General features: G+C 65.4%; 12 protein-coding genes. 4 read left to right on the top strand and 8 right to left on the bottom strand.

Annotated features, from left to right (window positions below):
• The first annotated feature begins 105 nt into the window (after window positions 1-105).
• Together JLZ96_RS17165 and ilvA are read left to right on the top strand one after the other, a co-directional pair.
• The gene (locus tag JLZ96_RS17165; protein WP_201010817.1) at window positions 106-540 is read left to right on the top strand and encodes a nitroreductase family deazaflavin-dependent oxidoreductase; all 435 of its coding nucleotides are present in this window, start codon (window positions 106-108) and stop codon (window positions 538-540) included.
• Window positions 541-609: 69 nt separating this feature from the next.
• Complete coding sequence (ilvA, locus tag JLZ96_RS17160; RefSeq protein WP_027497324.1) at window positions 610-1,965, top strand: threonine ammonia-lyase IlvA; 1,356 nt, start codon at window positions 610-612, stop codon at window positions 1,963-1,965.
• A gap of 1 nt (window position 1,966) precedes the next feature.
• On the opposite strand, the gene JLZ96_RS17155 is transcribed toward ilvA, so the two are convergent.
• The gene (locus JLZ96_RS17155) at window positions 1,967-2,491 is read right to left on the bottom strand and encodes a TetR/AcrR family transcriptional regulator (protein WP_027497323.1); all 525 of its coding nucleotides are present in this window, start codon (window positions 2,489-2,491) and stop codon (window positions 1,967-1,969) included.
• 114 nt (window positions 2,492-2,605) lie between these two features.
• On the opposite strand from JLZ96_RS17155, the gene JLZ96_RS17150 reads away from it, so the two are divergent.
• On the top strand, window positions 2,606-4,162 hold the full coding sequence (locus JLZ96_RS17150; protein WP_236254134.1) for an MFS transporter: 1,557 nt from the start codon (window positions 2,606-2,608) through the stop codon (window positions 4,160-4,162).
• On the opposite strand, the gene treZ is transcribed toward JLZ96_RS17150, so the two are convergent.
• From treZ to JLZ96_RS17120, 6 genes are all read right to left on the bottom strand, one after another.
• Window positions 4,135-5,910 carry a malto-oligosyltrehalose trehalohydrolase gene (treZ, locus tag JLZ96_RS17145; protein WP_201010815.1) on the bottom strand — a complete coding sequence of 592 codons (1,776 nt, stop codon included), beginning with the start codon at window positions 5,908-5,910 and terminating at the stop codon, window positions 4,135-4,137. The two genes, JLZ96_RS17150 and treZ, sit on opposite strands and share 28 nt — an antisense overlap.
• Complete coding sequence (treY, locus tag JLZ96_RS17140; RefSeq protein WP_201010814.1) at window positions 5,907-8,282, bottom strand: malto-oligosyltrehalose synthase; 2,376 nt, start codon at window positions 8,280-8,282, stop codon at window positions 5,907-5,909. Before treY ends, treZ begins: the two co-directional genes overlap by 4 nt.
• A gap of 3 nt (window positions 8,283-8,285) precedes the next feature.
• On the bottom strand, window positions 8,286-10,577 hold the full coding sequence (gene glgX, locus JLZ96_RS17135; RefSeq protein ID WP_201010813.1) for a glycogen debranching protein GlgX: 2,292 nt from the start codon (window positions 10,575-10,577) through the stop codon (window positions 8,286-8,288).
• Window positions 10,578-10,633: 56 nt separating this feature from the next.
• Window positions 10,634-12,760, bottom strand: a complete 2,127-nt coding sequence (locus JLZ96_RS17130; RefSeq protein WP_201010812.1) for an acyltransferase family protein — start codon at window positions 12,758-12,760, stop codon at window positions 10,634-10,636.
• Between the two features lie 237 nt (window positions 12,761-12,997).
• Window positions 12,998-13,597 carry a hypothetical protein gene (locus tag JLZ96_RS17125; RefSeq protein ID WP_201010811.1) on the bottom strand — a complete coding sequence of 200 codons (600 nt, stop codon included), beginning with the start codon at window positions 13,595-13,597 and terminating at the stop codon, window positions 12,998-13,000.
• Window positions 13,594-14,394, bottom strand: coding sequence for a MerR family transcriptional regulator (locus JLZ96_RS17120; RefSeq protein WP_201010810.1), 801 nt, complete (start codon window positions 14,392-14,394; stop codon window positions 13,594-13,596). Before JLZ96_RS17120 ends, JLZ96_RS17125 begins: the two co-directional genes overlap by 4 nt.
• A gap of 101 nt (window positions 14,395-14,495) precedes the next feature.
• Here JLZ96_RS17120 and JLZ96_RS17115 point away from each other — a divergent pair, with 101 nt between their 5' ends.
• On the top strand, window positions 14,496-15,404 hold the full coding sequence (locus JLZ96_RS17115) for a GGDEF domain-containing protein (RefSeq protein ID WP_094644257.1): 909 nt from the start codon (window positions 14,496-14,498) through the stop codon (window positions 15,402-15,404).
• A 6-nt stretch (window positions 15,405-15,410) separates the two neighbouring features.
• Here JLZ96_RS17115 and JLZ96_RS17110 read toward each other — a convergent pair whose 3' ends face one another.
• Window positions 15,411-16,007: a CHAP domain-containing protein gene (locus tag JLZ96_RS17110; RefSeq protein ID WP_027497315.1), complete on the bottom strand. Its 597-nt coding sequence runs from the start codon at window positions 16,005-16,007 to the stop codon at window positions 15,411-15,413.
• Between the last annotated feature and the right edge of the window lie 9 nt (window positions 16,008-16,016).

Below are 16,016 nucleotides of genomic sequence, written 5' to 3'. Positions count from 1 at the left end.
TCAGACTATACCCACGCAAAGATTCGGTCCACCGAACTCACGGTTCCGACCTGCGACGACCGAGATTCGGTGGCGTCCCGGCGGCCGTGGGTGTTGACTGAAACCATGCCATTGACAGGAGAATACGAACCGAGTTCATCCGACTGGGCCCGCAAGCAGGCCGAGCTGTACGAGAACTCCGGCGGAACCGAAGGCACGACGATGAACGGGATGCCGGTCGTGCTGCTGACCACCAAGGGAAACAAGAGCGGGAAGCTGCGCAAGTCGCCGTTGATGCGGGTGGAACACGATGGGGAGTACGCCATCGTGGCCTCCCTCGGCGGTGCGCCGAAGCATCCCGTCTGGTACTTCAACGTCAAAGCCGAGCCGCTGGTGGAGTTGCAGGACGGACCCGAAAAGCATGATTACGTCGCTCGGGAGGTAACCGGCGACGAGAAGGCCGTGTGGTGGGAGCGCTCGGTCGCGGTCTACCCCGATTACGCGGATTACCGGAAGAAGACCGACCGGGAGATCCCGGTGTTCGTCCTCGCGCGCGCCTGAGCGCGATCGGCCTGCCCGTGGAACGGTCCCGAGTGGGTGACCGTTCCACGCTGGTGGCAGCATGTGCTGGTGTCTTCATCACCTGAGCTCGCCTCCCAGCACCCCTCGTCGGTAGCCGTCACCGCGGCCGACATCGATGCAGCTGCGATGCGAATTTCCTCGGTGGTCGCCGCGACACCCCTGCAGTTGTGCGAGCGCCTGTCGGCAGAGACCGGAGCGACGGTCTACCTCAAACGCGAAGACCTGCAGATCGTCCGCTCGTACAAGATTCGCGGCGCGTACAACCTGATGGATCAGTTGACCGAGGCCGAGCGCAGCGTCGGCGTGGTCACGGCGAGTGCCGGGAACCACGCGCAGGGTGTGGCATTCGCCTGTCGGTCCATGCAGGTGCGAGGTCGGATCTACGTGCCGGCCAACACCCCCAAGCAGAAGCGTGACCGAATCAGGGTGCACGGAGGCGACTTCGTGGAGCTCATTGTCATCGGCGACACGTTCGACGCCGCAGCTGCCGCGGCTGCCGCGGACGTGGCCCGTACCGGTGCCACCATGGTCCCGCCGTTCGACGATCCACGAACGGTGGCGGGCCAAGGGACGATCGCCAAGGAAATCGTCGATCAGCTCGGCGGCGCACCCGATGTGGTGGTGATGCCCGTCGGCGGGGGCGGCTGCATCGCGGGTATCTCCAGTTATCTGCGTGAGCGCGCTCCGCAGACATCGTTGGTCGGCGTCGAACCATCCGGTGCTGCGTCGATGACCGCTGCGTTGATTGCTGGTGGGCCGGTGACGCTGTCGGATATCGATCCGTTCGTCGACGGGGCGGCGGTCCGGCGTATCGGCGATGTTCCGTACTCGGCGCTGCAGTCGTTGGGCGCGACGGTGGTGTCCCATGCATCGTTGCCCCTGATCACCGCGCCGGTGTTCGAAAGCTCCGGCCCCGGTGCGTTCCTGATCACCCAGATCGACGAGGGCGCGGTCTGTACCGCAATGCTCGAGCTGTACCAGAACGAAGGGGTCATCGCCGAGCCCGCAGGCGCATTGGCGGTCGCCGCGCTCGAGCATCTCGACATCGCACCGGGAAGTACCGTCGTGTGCCTGGTGTCCGGGGGAAACAACGACGTCTCACGGTACGGCGAGATTCTCGAACGATCGCTCGTCCACCTCGGCCTCAAGCACTACTTCCTCGTGGACTTTCCGCAGGAGCCCGGCGCACTGCGTCGGTTTCTCGACGAGGTACTCGGGCCCGAGGACGACATCACCCTGTTCGAGTACGTCAAGCGAAACAACCGGGAGACCGGTGCCGCGCTCGTCGGCATCCAACTCGGTGCGGCGCACGGCCTTTCGGCCCTCCTCGAACGTATGCGGTCCTCGCACCTTCAGGTGGAGCAGCTGGAGCCGGGTTCGCCGGTCTACCGCTACTTGACCTGAGTCACCGACCCAGCAGGCGGTCGACCACCCGCTTGTGCAGTTCGGGGTCGACGGCGGGCAGGTCGAGGACGGCTCCGAGGTATATCCCGTCGCCGACGAGTCGGATGATCTCGGCCTGCACCGGATCGTCGATCTCGGTACGTAAGCCCTCGTCCCACTGCTGCATCATGTCCGTGACGGCGTCCTGCACCTCGCCGGAGTTTCCGTCGACGCTGCGCAGTGCCGCCAGCGTGGAGCGGTAGAGCGCGATTTCCTTCTCCGAAATGCAATCGGGTGGTTGCAGATACCACTCCGCCACGGAGGTGCCACCTGCGCCGGCGTCGGCTCGCTGCTGATCGGCCTGAACGGCGAGCCGTCGGACCATGGCAGCGACCAGAGCGTCCTTGGTCTTGAAGTGGTACAGCAAGCCGCCCTTCGATACCCCGGCGGCGGCAGCGACGCTGTCCAGGGTCACTTTGGTCATGCCGTGTTCGAGAAGCAATGTCTCGAGCGAATCCAGAATTCGGTCGCGTGTGTCAGATGACATGAAACTCACTTTACCGGCTGGACGGTTCGAGGTAGCCTTCGGAGCTGTACCGGCTGGACGGTTGGTATCGAGAATGTGCCCGGTCGCGGACCGGGCGGGCGAAATGGAGTCATGGTGAGCGACGTGCGGACCGGTGCGGTGCACGAGATCGACGGCGGATCGGCCTCCAGAGCCACCGCGCGCGACTGGTTCGGGTTGGTGGTGCTCGCGTTTGCCGTCCTTCTCATCGCGGTCGATGGAACCGTGCTCGATCTCGCCCTGCCGTTCATCAGCGCCGATCTGGCACCGTCGAGCAATCAGCTGCTGTGGATCATCGACGTGTACTCGTTCGTACTGGCCGGCTTGCTCATCACGATGGGCACGCTCGGTGACCGGATCGGTCGGCGTCGCCTACTGCTGATCGGAGCAGCGGGCTTCGGAATCGCCTCTCTCGTTGCGGCTGTCTCGACCAGCCCGGAGATGCTCATCGCGGCGCGAGTTCTGCAGGGTATCTCCGGCGCGACCTTGATGCCCGCCACTCTCGGCTTGATTCGCACGATCTTCCTCGATCCGCGCCAACGGGTGACCGCTATCGGCGTCTGGGGCGCGATGGCGGGCGGCGGCGCGGCCGCCGGTCCGCTCGTGGGCGGGTGGTTGCTCGAGCACTTCTGGTGGGGCTCGGTGTTTCTCATCAACATTCCCGTCATGATCGCGCTGATCGCGCTGGGGCCGTTGGTCATTCCCGAGTCCAAGGATCCGAACCCGGGCCGTTTCGACCTACCCAGCTCGGCGTTGTCGATGCTCGCTATCGTTCCGATCGTGTTCGCGGTCAAGGAGATCGCAGCGCACGGCCTTCACCCGGCCTACGTGGTCTCCGCCGTCGTCGGCGTGATCGCCGGTGTGGTGTTCGTGCGGCGACAGCGGATTCTGGACGCCCCGATGATCGACATCCGGCTGTTCGCCAACCGTGCCTTCTCGACGGGTGTGGCGACGAACTTCCTGTCCGTGTTCGCACTCGCCGGCGTGCTGTTCTTCGGTTCGCAGTACCTGCAGCTCGTCCTGGGCAACAGCCCGCTCGAAGCCGGACTGCTGTTGCTGCCGGGCACGGCCGCCAGCATCGTGACCTCATTGCTCGCTGCGGTTCTGGTTCGGTACTTCACCGCAGGCACGGTCCTCGGCGCAGGCATGATCGCAGCTGCTGCGGGCGCGGGCATCCTGGTCGGTCTCGGTACCGACACCAGCCCGGCGTTGTTCATCGCCGGATTCGTCCTGGTGGGTGCAGGCGTCGGCTTCGCGCTCACTCTGACGTCCGACCTGGTGGTCAGCGCCGTCGAACCCGAGCGAGCCGGGGCTGCGTCCGCGGTGTCGGAAACCGCGTACGAGCTGGGCATCGCGCTGGGAGTGGCGATCCTCGGCACGGTCGTCATGGCCATCTTCCGACGCGGGATCGACACCTCGCAGCTCACACCCGAGCTCGGTGCCAGAGCAGCCGAAACGCTCGGCGGCGCAGACGCGGTGGCCCGTGAACTACCGGACTCGGTGGCGACGGTCCTCCTGGACTCCGCGCATGCCGCGTTCGTCTCGGGCATGCACGTTGCGGCCGTCGCCACCGCGGTGGTCCTTGCGGTCACCGCCGTGTTCGTGCTGGTGAACCTACGGGTTCGTCAGGATTGGAGCACCGCGAAGGAGTGACCGGGAACCGTGGTGGCAGACCCGGTGTCGTTCGAGGTCGTCGGCTCCCACTCGAGCAGTGTGGAGCCGCCGACCGGTACCGTCACCGCGGACTCGGACAGATTGCACACCACGCTGACGCGGCCGCGGCGAATCGCGATCCACTGGGCGTCCTCGTCGTACTCGACCTTCACGTGATCGAGCCACGGGTCGGTCAGTTCGGTCCGCTCGCGGCGCAGGGCCAGTAGGTCTCGATAGACAGCCAACAGTCGGGCATGGTCGCCGTCGCCCAGTTCCGACCAATTCAATTTCGATCGTGTGAACGTCTCGGGATCCTGTGGGTCGGGGATGTCGCTCTTGTCCCACCCGTGTTCGGCGAACTCGGCTTTGCGTCCTTCCGCCGTGGCCTTGCCGAGCTCGGGTTCGGGGTGCGAGGTGAAGAACTGGAACGGAGTCGACGCTCCCCATTCCTCGCCCATGAACAGCATCGGAGTGTAGGGCGAGGTGAGTACCAGAGCTGCCTTGATCGCGAGCTGTCCGGGGGAGAGGTAGAAGCCGGGGCGATCTCCGATCGCACGGTTGCCGACCTGATCATGGGTGGTCGTGTAGGCCACCAGAGAGCTGGCGGGAATGCGGCGGGTGTCCAGTGGTCGCCCGTGGATTCGGCCGCGGAAGCTGGAGTACGTTCCGGCATGAAAGAAGCCCTGCCGCACCGTGTTCGCCAGGCCCTGCAACGACCCGAAGTCGCCGTAGTAGCCCTGCCGTTCGCCGGAGACCGCAGCATGGATCGCGTGGTGAATGTCGTCGTCCCACTGTGCGTCGAGTCCGTAGCCGCCACCCGACCGTGCCGTGATCAGCGATGGATCGTTGAGGTCGCTCTCGGCGATCAGGGTCAGTGGACGGCCGAGATGCGCTGACAGGGTGCGCGTTTCGATCGAGAGTTGCTCGAGGAGATGCACAGCGGTGTGGTCGACGATGGCGTGCACCGCGTCGAGACGCAACGCGTCGATGTGGAACTCGGAGAACCAGCGCAACGCGTTGTCCAGGGCGTAGCGCCGCACCTCGCCCGAGTTTGCATCGGCATAGTTGATCGCCTGGCCCCAGCTGTTGGCCCCTTCGGTCATGTAGGGACCGAAGCGTTCCAGGTAGTTGCCGGACGGGCCGAGATGGTTGTAGACGACGTCGAGAACGACACCGATCCCGCGGCCGTGGCATGCATCGACCAAGCGCTGCAACCCTTCCGGGCCACCGTAGGCCTCGTGCACGGTGTACCAGAGGACGCCGTCGTAGCCCCAGTTGTGCACGCCGTTGAATCCGTTGACCGGCATGATCTCGACGAAAGATACGCCGAGGTCGACGAGGTGATCGAGCTTGTCGATCGCCGCGTCGAACGTTCCCTCGCGAGTGAAGGTGCCGATGTGGAGTTCGTAGATCGACGATCCGGGGAGTTGACGACCGGTCCATGCGGAATCGGTCCACAACGACGGATCGACCTCGAACACCTGGGACAATTCGTGCACACCGTCGGGTTGCCGAGGCGAGCGTGGATCCGGCAGCGCCTTCTCGGCGTCGTCGAGGAGGAATCCGTAGCGACTGTCCGCGGCGGCACTCACCTCTGCTCGCCACCAGCCGTCCGAGGATTGCTCCATGTCGTGGACCGAGTCGTCCAGTTGCAGCCGTACTCGTTCCGGGGTCGGTGCCCACACTGCGAATTCACGGGTCGTGGCCGAAGGCGTCGTGGCCGGGGATGTAGTGGTCGAGGATGTCATCGTGCTGACTCTCCTTCGTTGTCGCGCACCAGAAGTGCAACCGGCAGGGAGGCGAACAGCTCGGCGACCGCAACGGTCCCGCTGTGTTCGACGTCGGTGATGCGGTCGCGCCACCGACCGTCGGGCAGCGTCACGGTCGTCTCGCCCCACCCTGTCTCGGCCACACCGAGGGACAGCCTCGTGGCCAGCGCAACCACATCGGAGTTGCCGGGCAACGGACCTCGGGCAAATCCGACGACATGCTCGGCCGCGGCCCCGTCCGCGACGATCGGCGTGTAACTACCGCCGACGAAGCTCGCAGGCCGTTCGCGTCGTACCGTCAGCGCGGAACGAACCACGGCCAATTTCGCAGCACCGGTATCGACCGACGGCGCGGATCCGTTCAGTCCGGCCAGAACGGACCGGCGTACCGAGTAGTCGACGGGTCTGCGGTTGTCGGGGTCGACGAGCGAGTCCTCCCACAGCTCGGTGCCCTGATACACATCCGGGATTCCGGGACCGACGAGTGTGAGCAACTTCTGCCCGAGTGCATCGGAGTGTCCATGGGGCGAAAGCTTTTCGACGAGCATCGTCATCGAACGCGCCACCGGACCGTCGAGAATTGCGTCGAGCCAGTTGTGAACGGCAGTCTCGAACTCCTCGTCCGGATCGGTCCACGTGGTACGGAGAGCGGCCTCGCGAATGGCCTTCTCGGCGTAGGCGTGTAGCCGTTCCCGCAGGGTCGAGGTGATCACCCCGTCGACCGGCCAGACACCGAAGACGTTCTGCCACAAGAACATCCCTGTGGTGCCGTCGGGGCTCGGGGCCAGCTCCTCCCAATCGGCGATCGACCGGGCCCACAGCTCCGGCGTCTGCGAGAGCACGCCGATACGCGCCCGCACGTCCTCACCGCGTTTGGTGTCGTGTGTGGACAGTGTCGTCATCGCGGCTGGCCAGCGCTTCGCGCGGTCGGCGTTCTTCAGATGGAAGTATGCTGGGCTGCAACCGAACCGAGCGGGATCGCCGCCCACCTCCTGCAGCGAGATCAACCGGTTGGCGCGGTAGAACAGGCAGTCCTCGACGCCCTTGGCCGTGACGGCACCGCACACCTGATCGAAACGCACGGGGGATTCGGTACCGGCGATCAGGGCGGTTGTCAGAGCGTCGAGACCGCCGGCCAGTTCCGGCTGCTCTTCACCGATGGCGGCGACGACACCCGGAAGCACACCGGCCAGCGGCGCGTAGTCGGTGCGGTACACCGGAACTGCGGCAACAACGGCAACGATGGCGTCGATCACCGATTCGAGCTCGATGGAGGTACCCGATTCACGAACCACGGCGCGGGCGAGGCGTCGCACCTCGGGGGACAGGTCGCCGCGCGCGACAGCGGTCTTGAGATCGAGTTCTGTCTCGTGCAACGTCTCGTCGTCATAGGCGATGCCGGAGCGCACCTGGGACAGCGCGGTCAGTGCCGGCGCCCCTTCCGGGTCGACGAATATCCCGCCCACGGCCGCCAACGCGTCGTACCCTGTCGTGCCGTCGACGGGCAGCGACTCGTCCGACGGTTCGCCGTCGGCCAAGATCTTCTCGATCACCAGCCAGCGGTCGGGACCGAGCAGCCCGCGTAGTTCGGTCAGATATCCGGCAGGATCGGCCAAGCCGTCGGGGTGATCGACGCGCAATCCGTCGATCAGCCCGTCCTCGATCCAGCTCGCCACCTGGCGATGCGAGTCGGTGAAGACGTCGAGGTCTTCCTGCCGGACACCGGCCAGGCCGTTCACCGAGAAGAAGCGCCGGTAGCCGATCAGCCCGGCGGACCAACTGACGAGGCGGTAGGCCTGACGGTCGTGCACGGCCTGGGCGTCGTCGCCGTCGGTACCGTCGGCGATGGGGAAGCGGTGCTCGTAGAACGCCAGCAGAGGCTCGTCCTCGGAGCGGTCGACGGTGAGCTCGGCGACATCGCTCGCGCTGCCGAGCACGGGGATGGCGATCTTGCCGTCCACTCCGTTGTCCGCTGCGAAGTCGATGTCGAAGTAGGTGGCGAACTCCGAGTCACGACCGCGCCGCAGAACGTCCCACCACCACGCGTTCTGTCGTGGATCCTCCACCCCGACGTGGTTGGGAACGATGTCCACGATGATCCCCATGCCCACCTCGGCAGCCCGAGAGTGCAAGCGAGTCAATGCATCTCGCCCGCCGAGGGCGGCGGAGACGGTCGAGGTGTCGGTGACGTCGTACCCGTGCGTCGAACCGTCGGTCGCGGTCAGTATCGGCGAGAGATAGAGATGGCTCACTCCGAGGTCGTGCAGGTAGTCGACCACGTCCGAGGCGTCGGCCAGGGTGAAGGCATCGCCCCGCAGTTGTAACCGGTATGTGCTGGTGGGCAGCGGCATGAGTCAGGCAGTCTTTCGTAGAACGAGTAGGGATCGAGCGGTGACCTCCACCGGTGTACCCGCTTCGATCGATTTCTCACCCGCTCCCGTGCGCGCTGCCGTATCGAGGGCGACCGTCCATTCCTTGGCGTAGTTTCCGTCCGGGGTGACGAATTCGATCGTCTCGTGATGTGCGTTGAAGCACAACAGGAACGAGTCGTCGACCACCCGCTCCCCGCGCTGATTCGGCTCGGGAATGCCCTCACCGTTGAGGAACACGGTGAGCGATTTGCCGAAACCGCTGTCCCAGTCCTCGGGAGTCATCTCCTCGCCTGCGGGGGTGAGCCAGGCGATGTCACGTGCCTGTTCGCCCGATCGGATGGGCCTGCCCTCGAAGAATCGGCGACGGCGAAATACCGGGTGCTCGTTGCGCAGCGCAATTGCGTTGCGGGTGAACTCGATCAGGTCGGCGTTGGTCTCGGCCAGGGACCAATCCATCCACGCCAGTTCCGAATCCTGGCAGTAGACGTTGTTGTTGCCCTGCTGAGTTCGGCCGAGTTCGTCGCCGTGCGCGATCATCGGCGTGCCCTGGCTGAGCAGCAGCGTGGCCATGATGTTGCGAATCTGGCGGGCACGCAGATCGAGGATCTCGGGATCGTCGGTCGGACCCTCGACGCCGCAGTTCCACGACCGGTTGTGGCTCTCGCCGTCGTTGTTGTCCTCGCCGTTGGCCTCGTTGTGCTTGTCGTTGTACGAGACCAGGTCGTTGAGGGTGAAGCCGTCGTGTGCGATGACGAAGTTGATGCTGGCACCGGGGCGGCGGCCCGTCGCCTCGTAGAGATCCGACGATCCGGTCAGGCGCGACGCGAACTCGCCCAGCGTCGCGGGCTCACCACGCCAGTAGTCGCGAACGGTGTCGCGGTACTTGCCGTTCCATTCGGTCCACAGACCGGGGAAGTTGCCCACCTGGTATCCGCCCTCGCCGACATCCCACGGCTCGGCGATCAGCTTCACCTGGCTCACGACCGGGTCCTGTTGCACCAGATCGAAGAACGCGCTCAGCCGATCCACGTCGTGCAGTTCACGGGCCAGGGTGGATGCGAGGTCGAACCTGAATCCGTCGACGTGCATCTCGGTGACCCAGTAGCGCAGCGAGTCCATGATGAGCTGCAGCGTGTGTGGGTGTCGCGCATTGAGACTGTTGCCCGTCCCGGTGTAGTCCATGTAGTGCTCGAGATCGCCGTCGACCAGTCGGTAGTAGGCCGCGTTGTCGATGCCGCGGAAGCTGATGGTGGGGCCCATGTGGTTTCCCTCGGCGGTGTGGTTGTAGACCACGTCGAGGATCACCTCGATGCCGGCGGCGTGGAACGAACGGACCATCGCCTTGAATTCGGTCACCGCGGCACCGGGCGACTGATGCGAGGAATACTCCGCATGAGGCGCGAGGAATCCGAAGGTGTTGTAGCCCCAGTAGTTTCGCAGCCCCTTGTCCAGGAGTACCTGGTCCTGCATGAACTGGTGCACCGGCATCAGCTCGATCGCGGTGACGCCCAGGTGCTGCAGATGCTCGATGATCACCGGATGTGCCAGACCGGCATAGGTGCCGCGCTCGGCCTCGGGGATGTCGGGGTGGGTGATCGTCATGCCCTTGACGTGGGCCTCGTAGATCACCGTCTCGTGATACGGCCTCTTCGGTGCGCGGTCGGCCTGCCAGTCGAAGAAGGGGTTGATCACCACGGTGGTCATCGTGTGCCCCAGCGAATCGTGCTGAGGGAAATCGTTGTTCGGCTCGTCATCGTGGGCGATCGGTGCCTCATCGACGATTTCGCCGTCCGGATCGGCGAGGTCGGCCGCGTCCTCGAATTGGCCCTCGGCGTCGAGTGGATCCGCGGCTGCGGAGTCCGTGGACTCCACGGGCTCGGGTTCGGCGGCCGGGATGTCGATGTTGTAGGAGAAGAGCGATCGGTCTCCGTCGAACGACCCCTCGAATGCTTTTCCGTAAGGATCGACCAGCAACTTGCTGGGATCACAACGATGTCCGGCAGCGGGATCCCACGGCCCGTGGACGCGGTAGCCGTAGCGTTGTCCCGGCACCACCGTGGGCAGGTACGCGTGCCACACATAGCCGTCGGACTCCTCGAAACGAATACGAGTTTCGGTACCGTCCTCGGCGATCAGGCACAGGTCCACGGCCTCGGCGACCTCGGAGAACAAGGCGAAGTTGGTTCCTGCTCCGTCGTAGGTCGCTCCCAGTGGATAAGGGGATCCCGGCCATACGGCGATGGCGGGCGTGTCGTCGGAGGCGTCGTGCAGCATGGATCAACCCTACTGTGACCGGTGGGACCAGGCTTACCGAGCGCGAGCCGTTCCGCTCACGGTCCGGCCCACCAGCCGGTCGCAGATCCGAGCTGCCGGCCGAGCTCGGTGGTCAGGGTTCGCACGTAGGTGGCGGTCAGATGATGCTCGTCGCGATAGATCAGTACGTTCCCCTGCTCGACGCGACAGACGGTGTCGTCGCACACCGCGTCCGAGAGGTCGAGGGCGGAGAATCCGCTCAGCTGGAACGAGGACGCCAGAGCGGGGTTGACCGAATCGAGCGCCTCGTCTCGCGGGATGCCGCACGAGGTGGCCGAGCCGCCGTCGGCCAGGCAGTCGATGGCTCGATACGCGAGCCACGGGGTGTCCCTGATGCCGAGGACGCCGACACCGTCGGCGATCAACTGCTGCCAGACCGAGACGTACCAGGGCGGGGTGAAGTCGCCGGGGAAGTCGTCGCGGGGCCGGGTGGCCGTGGTGAACACGTATTCCGGTTGCATCGATGCGACGTCGTCGAGCACGGTCCGGGTCCAATCCAGACAATCCGGGTACTCGTTCTGCCCGAGCATCGGCATCGTGTCCAGGCTGAGCGGGCACCCCATCTTCACGAACGTGACCACCTTGAAGCCGTGCCGCCGCCCCAGAGTGTCGAGAGCGGTCACCCAGTGCTCGGCGTGTGAGCTCCCCGCCAGCACGATCGTTCGGGCCGCATCGACGTCGCCGTAGGTACAGGACAGCGCGTCGCGAGTCTCGAAATCCGCGATGCAGCCCTCGAGGGTGGTGACGGGAAGATCCTCGGGAGCGGAGTACAGGGGAGGCGTCATCTCCGCCGGTTCGACGCGAATGCCGTCGGTCAATTCCAGCGCCCCCGGGTGCGTGGCTTCGTCGACCGATTCGTCGGCCTGCACGGCCGAGATCGATCGTTCGATGTAGGCGTTCCAGCCGACCGAACCGGCTGTCACCGCCACGGCAGCAACGAGGGCGACGGCCGTGACTGCGATGCGGCCGGGAGTGAATGTGGTGGCCTGCGTAGGCCGCTCCACGAAGCGGACGGTGAGCCACGCGAGTGCGACCGATGCACCGACGATGCCGAGTCCGCCGGATATGTCCGCGTGGGACCTGCCGGTGGCCGACAGGTAGAAGATCAACAGCGGCCAGTGCCACAGGTACAACGGAAACGCGATCGAGCCGACCCAGGCGAAGAACCGGTTGGACAACGTCGCGGCGACCACGGTGTTCGAGCCTGCGATGATCAGCGCCACAGTGGCCAGTACCGGAATCAGCGCCAGGGGACCGGGGAACGCGGTCACGCCGTCCACCACGAATCCACAGACGACGATGACGAACATCGCACCGGCGGCGAGCGCGCCCCGGGCGGTCGATCCCACCCGACTCACGCGGGCATCGGCCCCGGTGTTTCTGCCGGCGAATGCCGCGAACGTGGCCGCGACCGCCGCACCGAGCATGATCTCCCAGAGTCGCGCGCCCGTGTCGTAGTAGTTCCACGCTTGATGGCGTCGAGCACCGTCCGCTGCATACACGAACGACAACACCGCGATGACGGCGAAGATCACGGCGAAGGTCTGTGGTCGCAGACTTCGCGGTCCTTCCGGTCGCATCGTGCGCAGAATCCACGCCAGACCGAACACGACGGCAATCGCGAGCAGATAGAACTGGAATTGCACCGCGACGGACCACAGGTGCTGGACCGGGCTCACCGAGGGGTCGGCCGCCAGGTAGTCGTTGGCCGTCGTCGCCAACTGCCAGTTCACGAAGAAGAAGACGCCGGAGACGAGTTGGTCGCCCACGTCGGCCCAGCGGGTCCGCGGTAGCAGGAACACCGACGCGGCCGCTACCGCCAACAGAGTCAGCGCCAGCGGCGGTCCGAGTCTGCGGAGCACGCGAACGATGCGGGTGATCGGGTTCAGGCTCGCGCCGGCCTCGGCCGATCGAAGCAACGACGCAGTGAAGAAGAAGCCGGACAGCGTGAGGAAGACATCGACTCCGCCCGACACCCGGCCCATCCAGATGTGGAACACGACCACCAGGGCGATTGCGACACCACGCAGACCGTTCAGATCGTGGCGCTGCGGCGGTCGCGGCACGACGGGAGCCGACACCGAACTCGGGGCCGCGGAATCGGTTGCCGATTCGTGATCGGTTCCGCTCGGGTGTACCTGCATGAAAGGGGAATGGCTCCGGCTGTCGATCGACCACTGGTCGGGCGGTCACGGTCGGTGGTGTTCGTCTCGGAAGCTGCTCGGCAGACGACGAGGTTCGTCGCAAACAAGAAGACGTTCTGAGCAAACAATACGTGTACGCGCGGTGACGCACTCCTCGGAGTCCGTACTGCGGTGCCGGTCCCAGCTCGTCGCCGGTTTCTCACAGCGTGGTCTCACCGGTCCCGCGGCAGTTCGGGTTCACATCCCACCGTCGGCCGGAACCGAGGACAACGCGGCGACCAGGGCCACGGGATCGTCCACGTACAAGCCGATGGACGTCGCGGTGCCCTCGACCCGCCACCGACGTGGGGGTGCGGGTACGACGACTGTGGTGCGGGTCGACAACGTGATGTCGACGTTCGTGCCGTCCTGGTTCGGTAACACGGCTCGGTCGTCGCGGACAGTGGGAGCCACCACGCCGAACCGGCGATGGAGTCGGGCCGAGACGATCGTCGATCTCTCCACCGTGGTGACGACCTCGCCGGAGGTGCGCAGGACGAGTGCTTCGGGCGTGAGGACATGGGGGTGCACCCGGCCGACGGCTAAAGCCGACACCAGCAGAACGATCGATACGACCGAGAGCGCACCGAGCACGATATCGAGCCACAACCACGGAACCAGGAGATGCACGACGACGATCTCGACGACCGAGGCCACACCGAACATCAACGGCATCGAACCCGTTCCGCGCACCGCGGCGAACTCGGCAGAGTCGGCCCCGATCGGAGCGTGGCGGCCGCGTGCCCACAACAGCAGTGCGTGCCATCTGCCGACCCGGGCACCCCGATCCGGGGTCACTGTGAGGTTCCTGCCGGATGCGCACCGTCGAGCAGACGAGTTGTGGTGCGGAGGACGACGGCGCGTTGGGCCGCGTCGGGAACGATGTCCTCGATGTCGAGCAGCGCGGTCGATTCGCTACCGAGCGCAGCGGACTCGGGCGCCTGAGCGAAGGACTCGACATCGAGTACGGACACCAACTCGTCGGCCAACGCGTCGATGTCGTCCTCGGATTCGGCGACGCTTCGGCCCTCGAGGGCACCGAAGCGTCGTAGCAACACCAGGTATCTCCGACGTAGGTCGTGATCGCCGAGCGCGGCGGACATCGTCTCGAAGAATGCCGCCGGGACGCGGCCCGAAATTGCCATCACTTCGAGTAGATCGCGTTCGCGGATCAGCGCGGGCCGGTCCCGTTCGTCCGCTGCATCGAGCAAGGACCCGAACGTCGCGGCCACATCTCGTGGGAGCGCGGTCAGAGGACGCCGTGCGACAGCGTCGTCGAGCAACGCCGACAAGCGACTGTGCTTGTGTGCCAATGCCGTCTGCTCGGTCTCGATGCCGGCCAGCAGGGCTCGCAGGTCCGCGACCACGTCGGGCTCGTCCGTCGCGATTCCGTCGAGCACTGCCGCTATCGCGCCCAGCGGCATTCCGCACTCGGCCAACCATCGGATTCGCATCAGCCGAACGACGTCGTCGATCGTGTACTCGCGGTAGCCGTTGGACAGCCGCCGAGGCTCGGAGAGCAAGCCGAGTCGGTGGTAGTGGCGCACCGTCCGCGGGGTCGTTCCGGCGGCATCGGCGAGGGATCCGATTCTCATGCGTCCAGTGTGAACGTTGACGTAGCGTCAAGGTCAAGACCGATCGCCGGATACCGTTCGGGCCCCCGCGGCGGCGTATCGTCGGTGTGTCGTGTGAATCGATGTGGCTCGCACCGTTCGAGGAAGTGAACCGGACAATCATGGTCGACGCCGATGGCTGGTATCGGGAGATGTTCGAGGCCAGCACGGTGGGAATGGCACTCGCCGACGAACACGGGCTGCTGTTACTCGCGAACGAGGCGTATGCGGCCATCGTGGGGTGCCCCAGGGACCTACTGTGGGGCCGATCCTCCCGTGAATTCACCCACCCCGACGACCTGGGCCAACACGCGGCGATGGAACAGATGATGGACGACGCCGAGGCCCGTGGTGAATCCGTACACGTCGAGAAGCGATACCTGCATCCCGACGGCACAGTGCGGTGGGGTTGGGTGTCGGCCAGTGAGGTCCCCGGCCCGGACGGCCGACGATGGACCATGGCGGTGGTCCACGACGTCACCGACCGGCGGCGGTTGGAGGACGACCTACGGGAGGCTGCGCTGACCGATCCCTTGACCGGGCTGCTCAATCGGCGTGGATGGCGAGATCGGTTGTCTCAGTTGACGACTCCGCGCGGAGTCGAGGTGTCGCTGGCGATGGCGATGATCGATTTCGATCGCTTCAAGTCGTTCAACGACAAGTACGGACACGGCCGCGGCGATCGCCTGTTGGTCCAGTTCTCCACTGCCGCAATGCAATTGCTTGCAGGGCGAGCGTATGTCGCCAGGTGGGGCGGGGAGGAATTCGCCATCGCGATGCCCGATACCGGGTCGACGACGATGGCAACCGTGCTGACCGAACTCGCAGCCGTCGTCCCGGACGAGCAGACATTTTCCGCCGGTTACACGACATTGCGTCCGGGGGAATCGCTCTACGACTGTTTCGACCGAGCAGACCTGTTGCTGTACAGAGCGAAGAGAGACGGAGGGGCGCGATCACTCGGCGACCGTTCCAGCACCCCGTCGCAATGACGGCCCTCAGGATGCCAATCGGCCGAATCCGACTACACCCGAGTCGGATTCGTAATTCAGAGTGTGAATCCTGATCTTGCCGGCTTCGTTCCCGCCCACGGTGACGGCCTCGCTGCCGTCGACAGCCACGATGACGTTGGTGTGTTGGCCGACCCAACTGGAGTTGTCGTACAACACCACATCACCCACCGACGGCGTGTAGTTGCCGACGGTCTCGAACCGTCCCTGTTGCTGGTAGTACTCCTGCAGCGTGTAGACGCCGGGAATGCGCCACGAACCCGAGTTGGGATTCGACAACGGCAGGCCCGCTTCCTTCATGATCCAGCTGACGAAGTCGGCGCACCAGGCCTCGTCCACGCCCTCTGCATAGAAGGTTCCCGGACGCTGCTTCTCGTGCTCGACTCGCAGCAGGTCCACCACACGTGCCTGGTCGACGGTCAACTCGGCGCTGTTCACCTCGGGGAACGATTCGGTGTCCCACGGTAGATAGCGACTGGGGGCGAGCCACAGAACACCGACGGCCACCACCACGACCACAGCGGTGACCGCTGCGGTCCACAGGGGCCAGCGTCGCCGCGTGCGGGTATCGGTGTCGATGCTCATGCCCACACG

Source organism: Rhodococcus sp. NKCM2511 (genome assembly GCF_014905595.1).
In the GTDB taxonomy this organism is placed as follows: domain Bacteria; phylum Actinomycetota; class Actinomycetes; order Mycobacteriales; family Mycobacteriaceae; genus Rhodococcoides; species Rhodococcoides fascians.
Note: the sequence above shows the minus strand (reverse complement) of the source record. Positions and strands in the feature narration are given on the sequence as shown.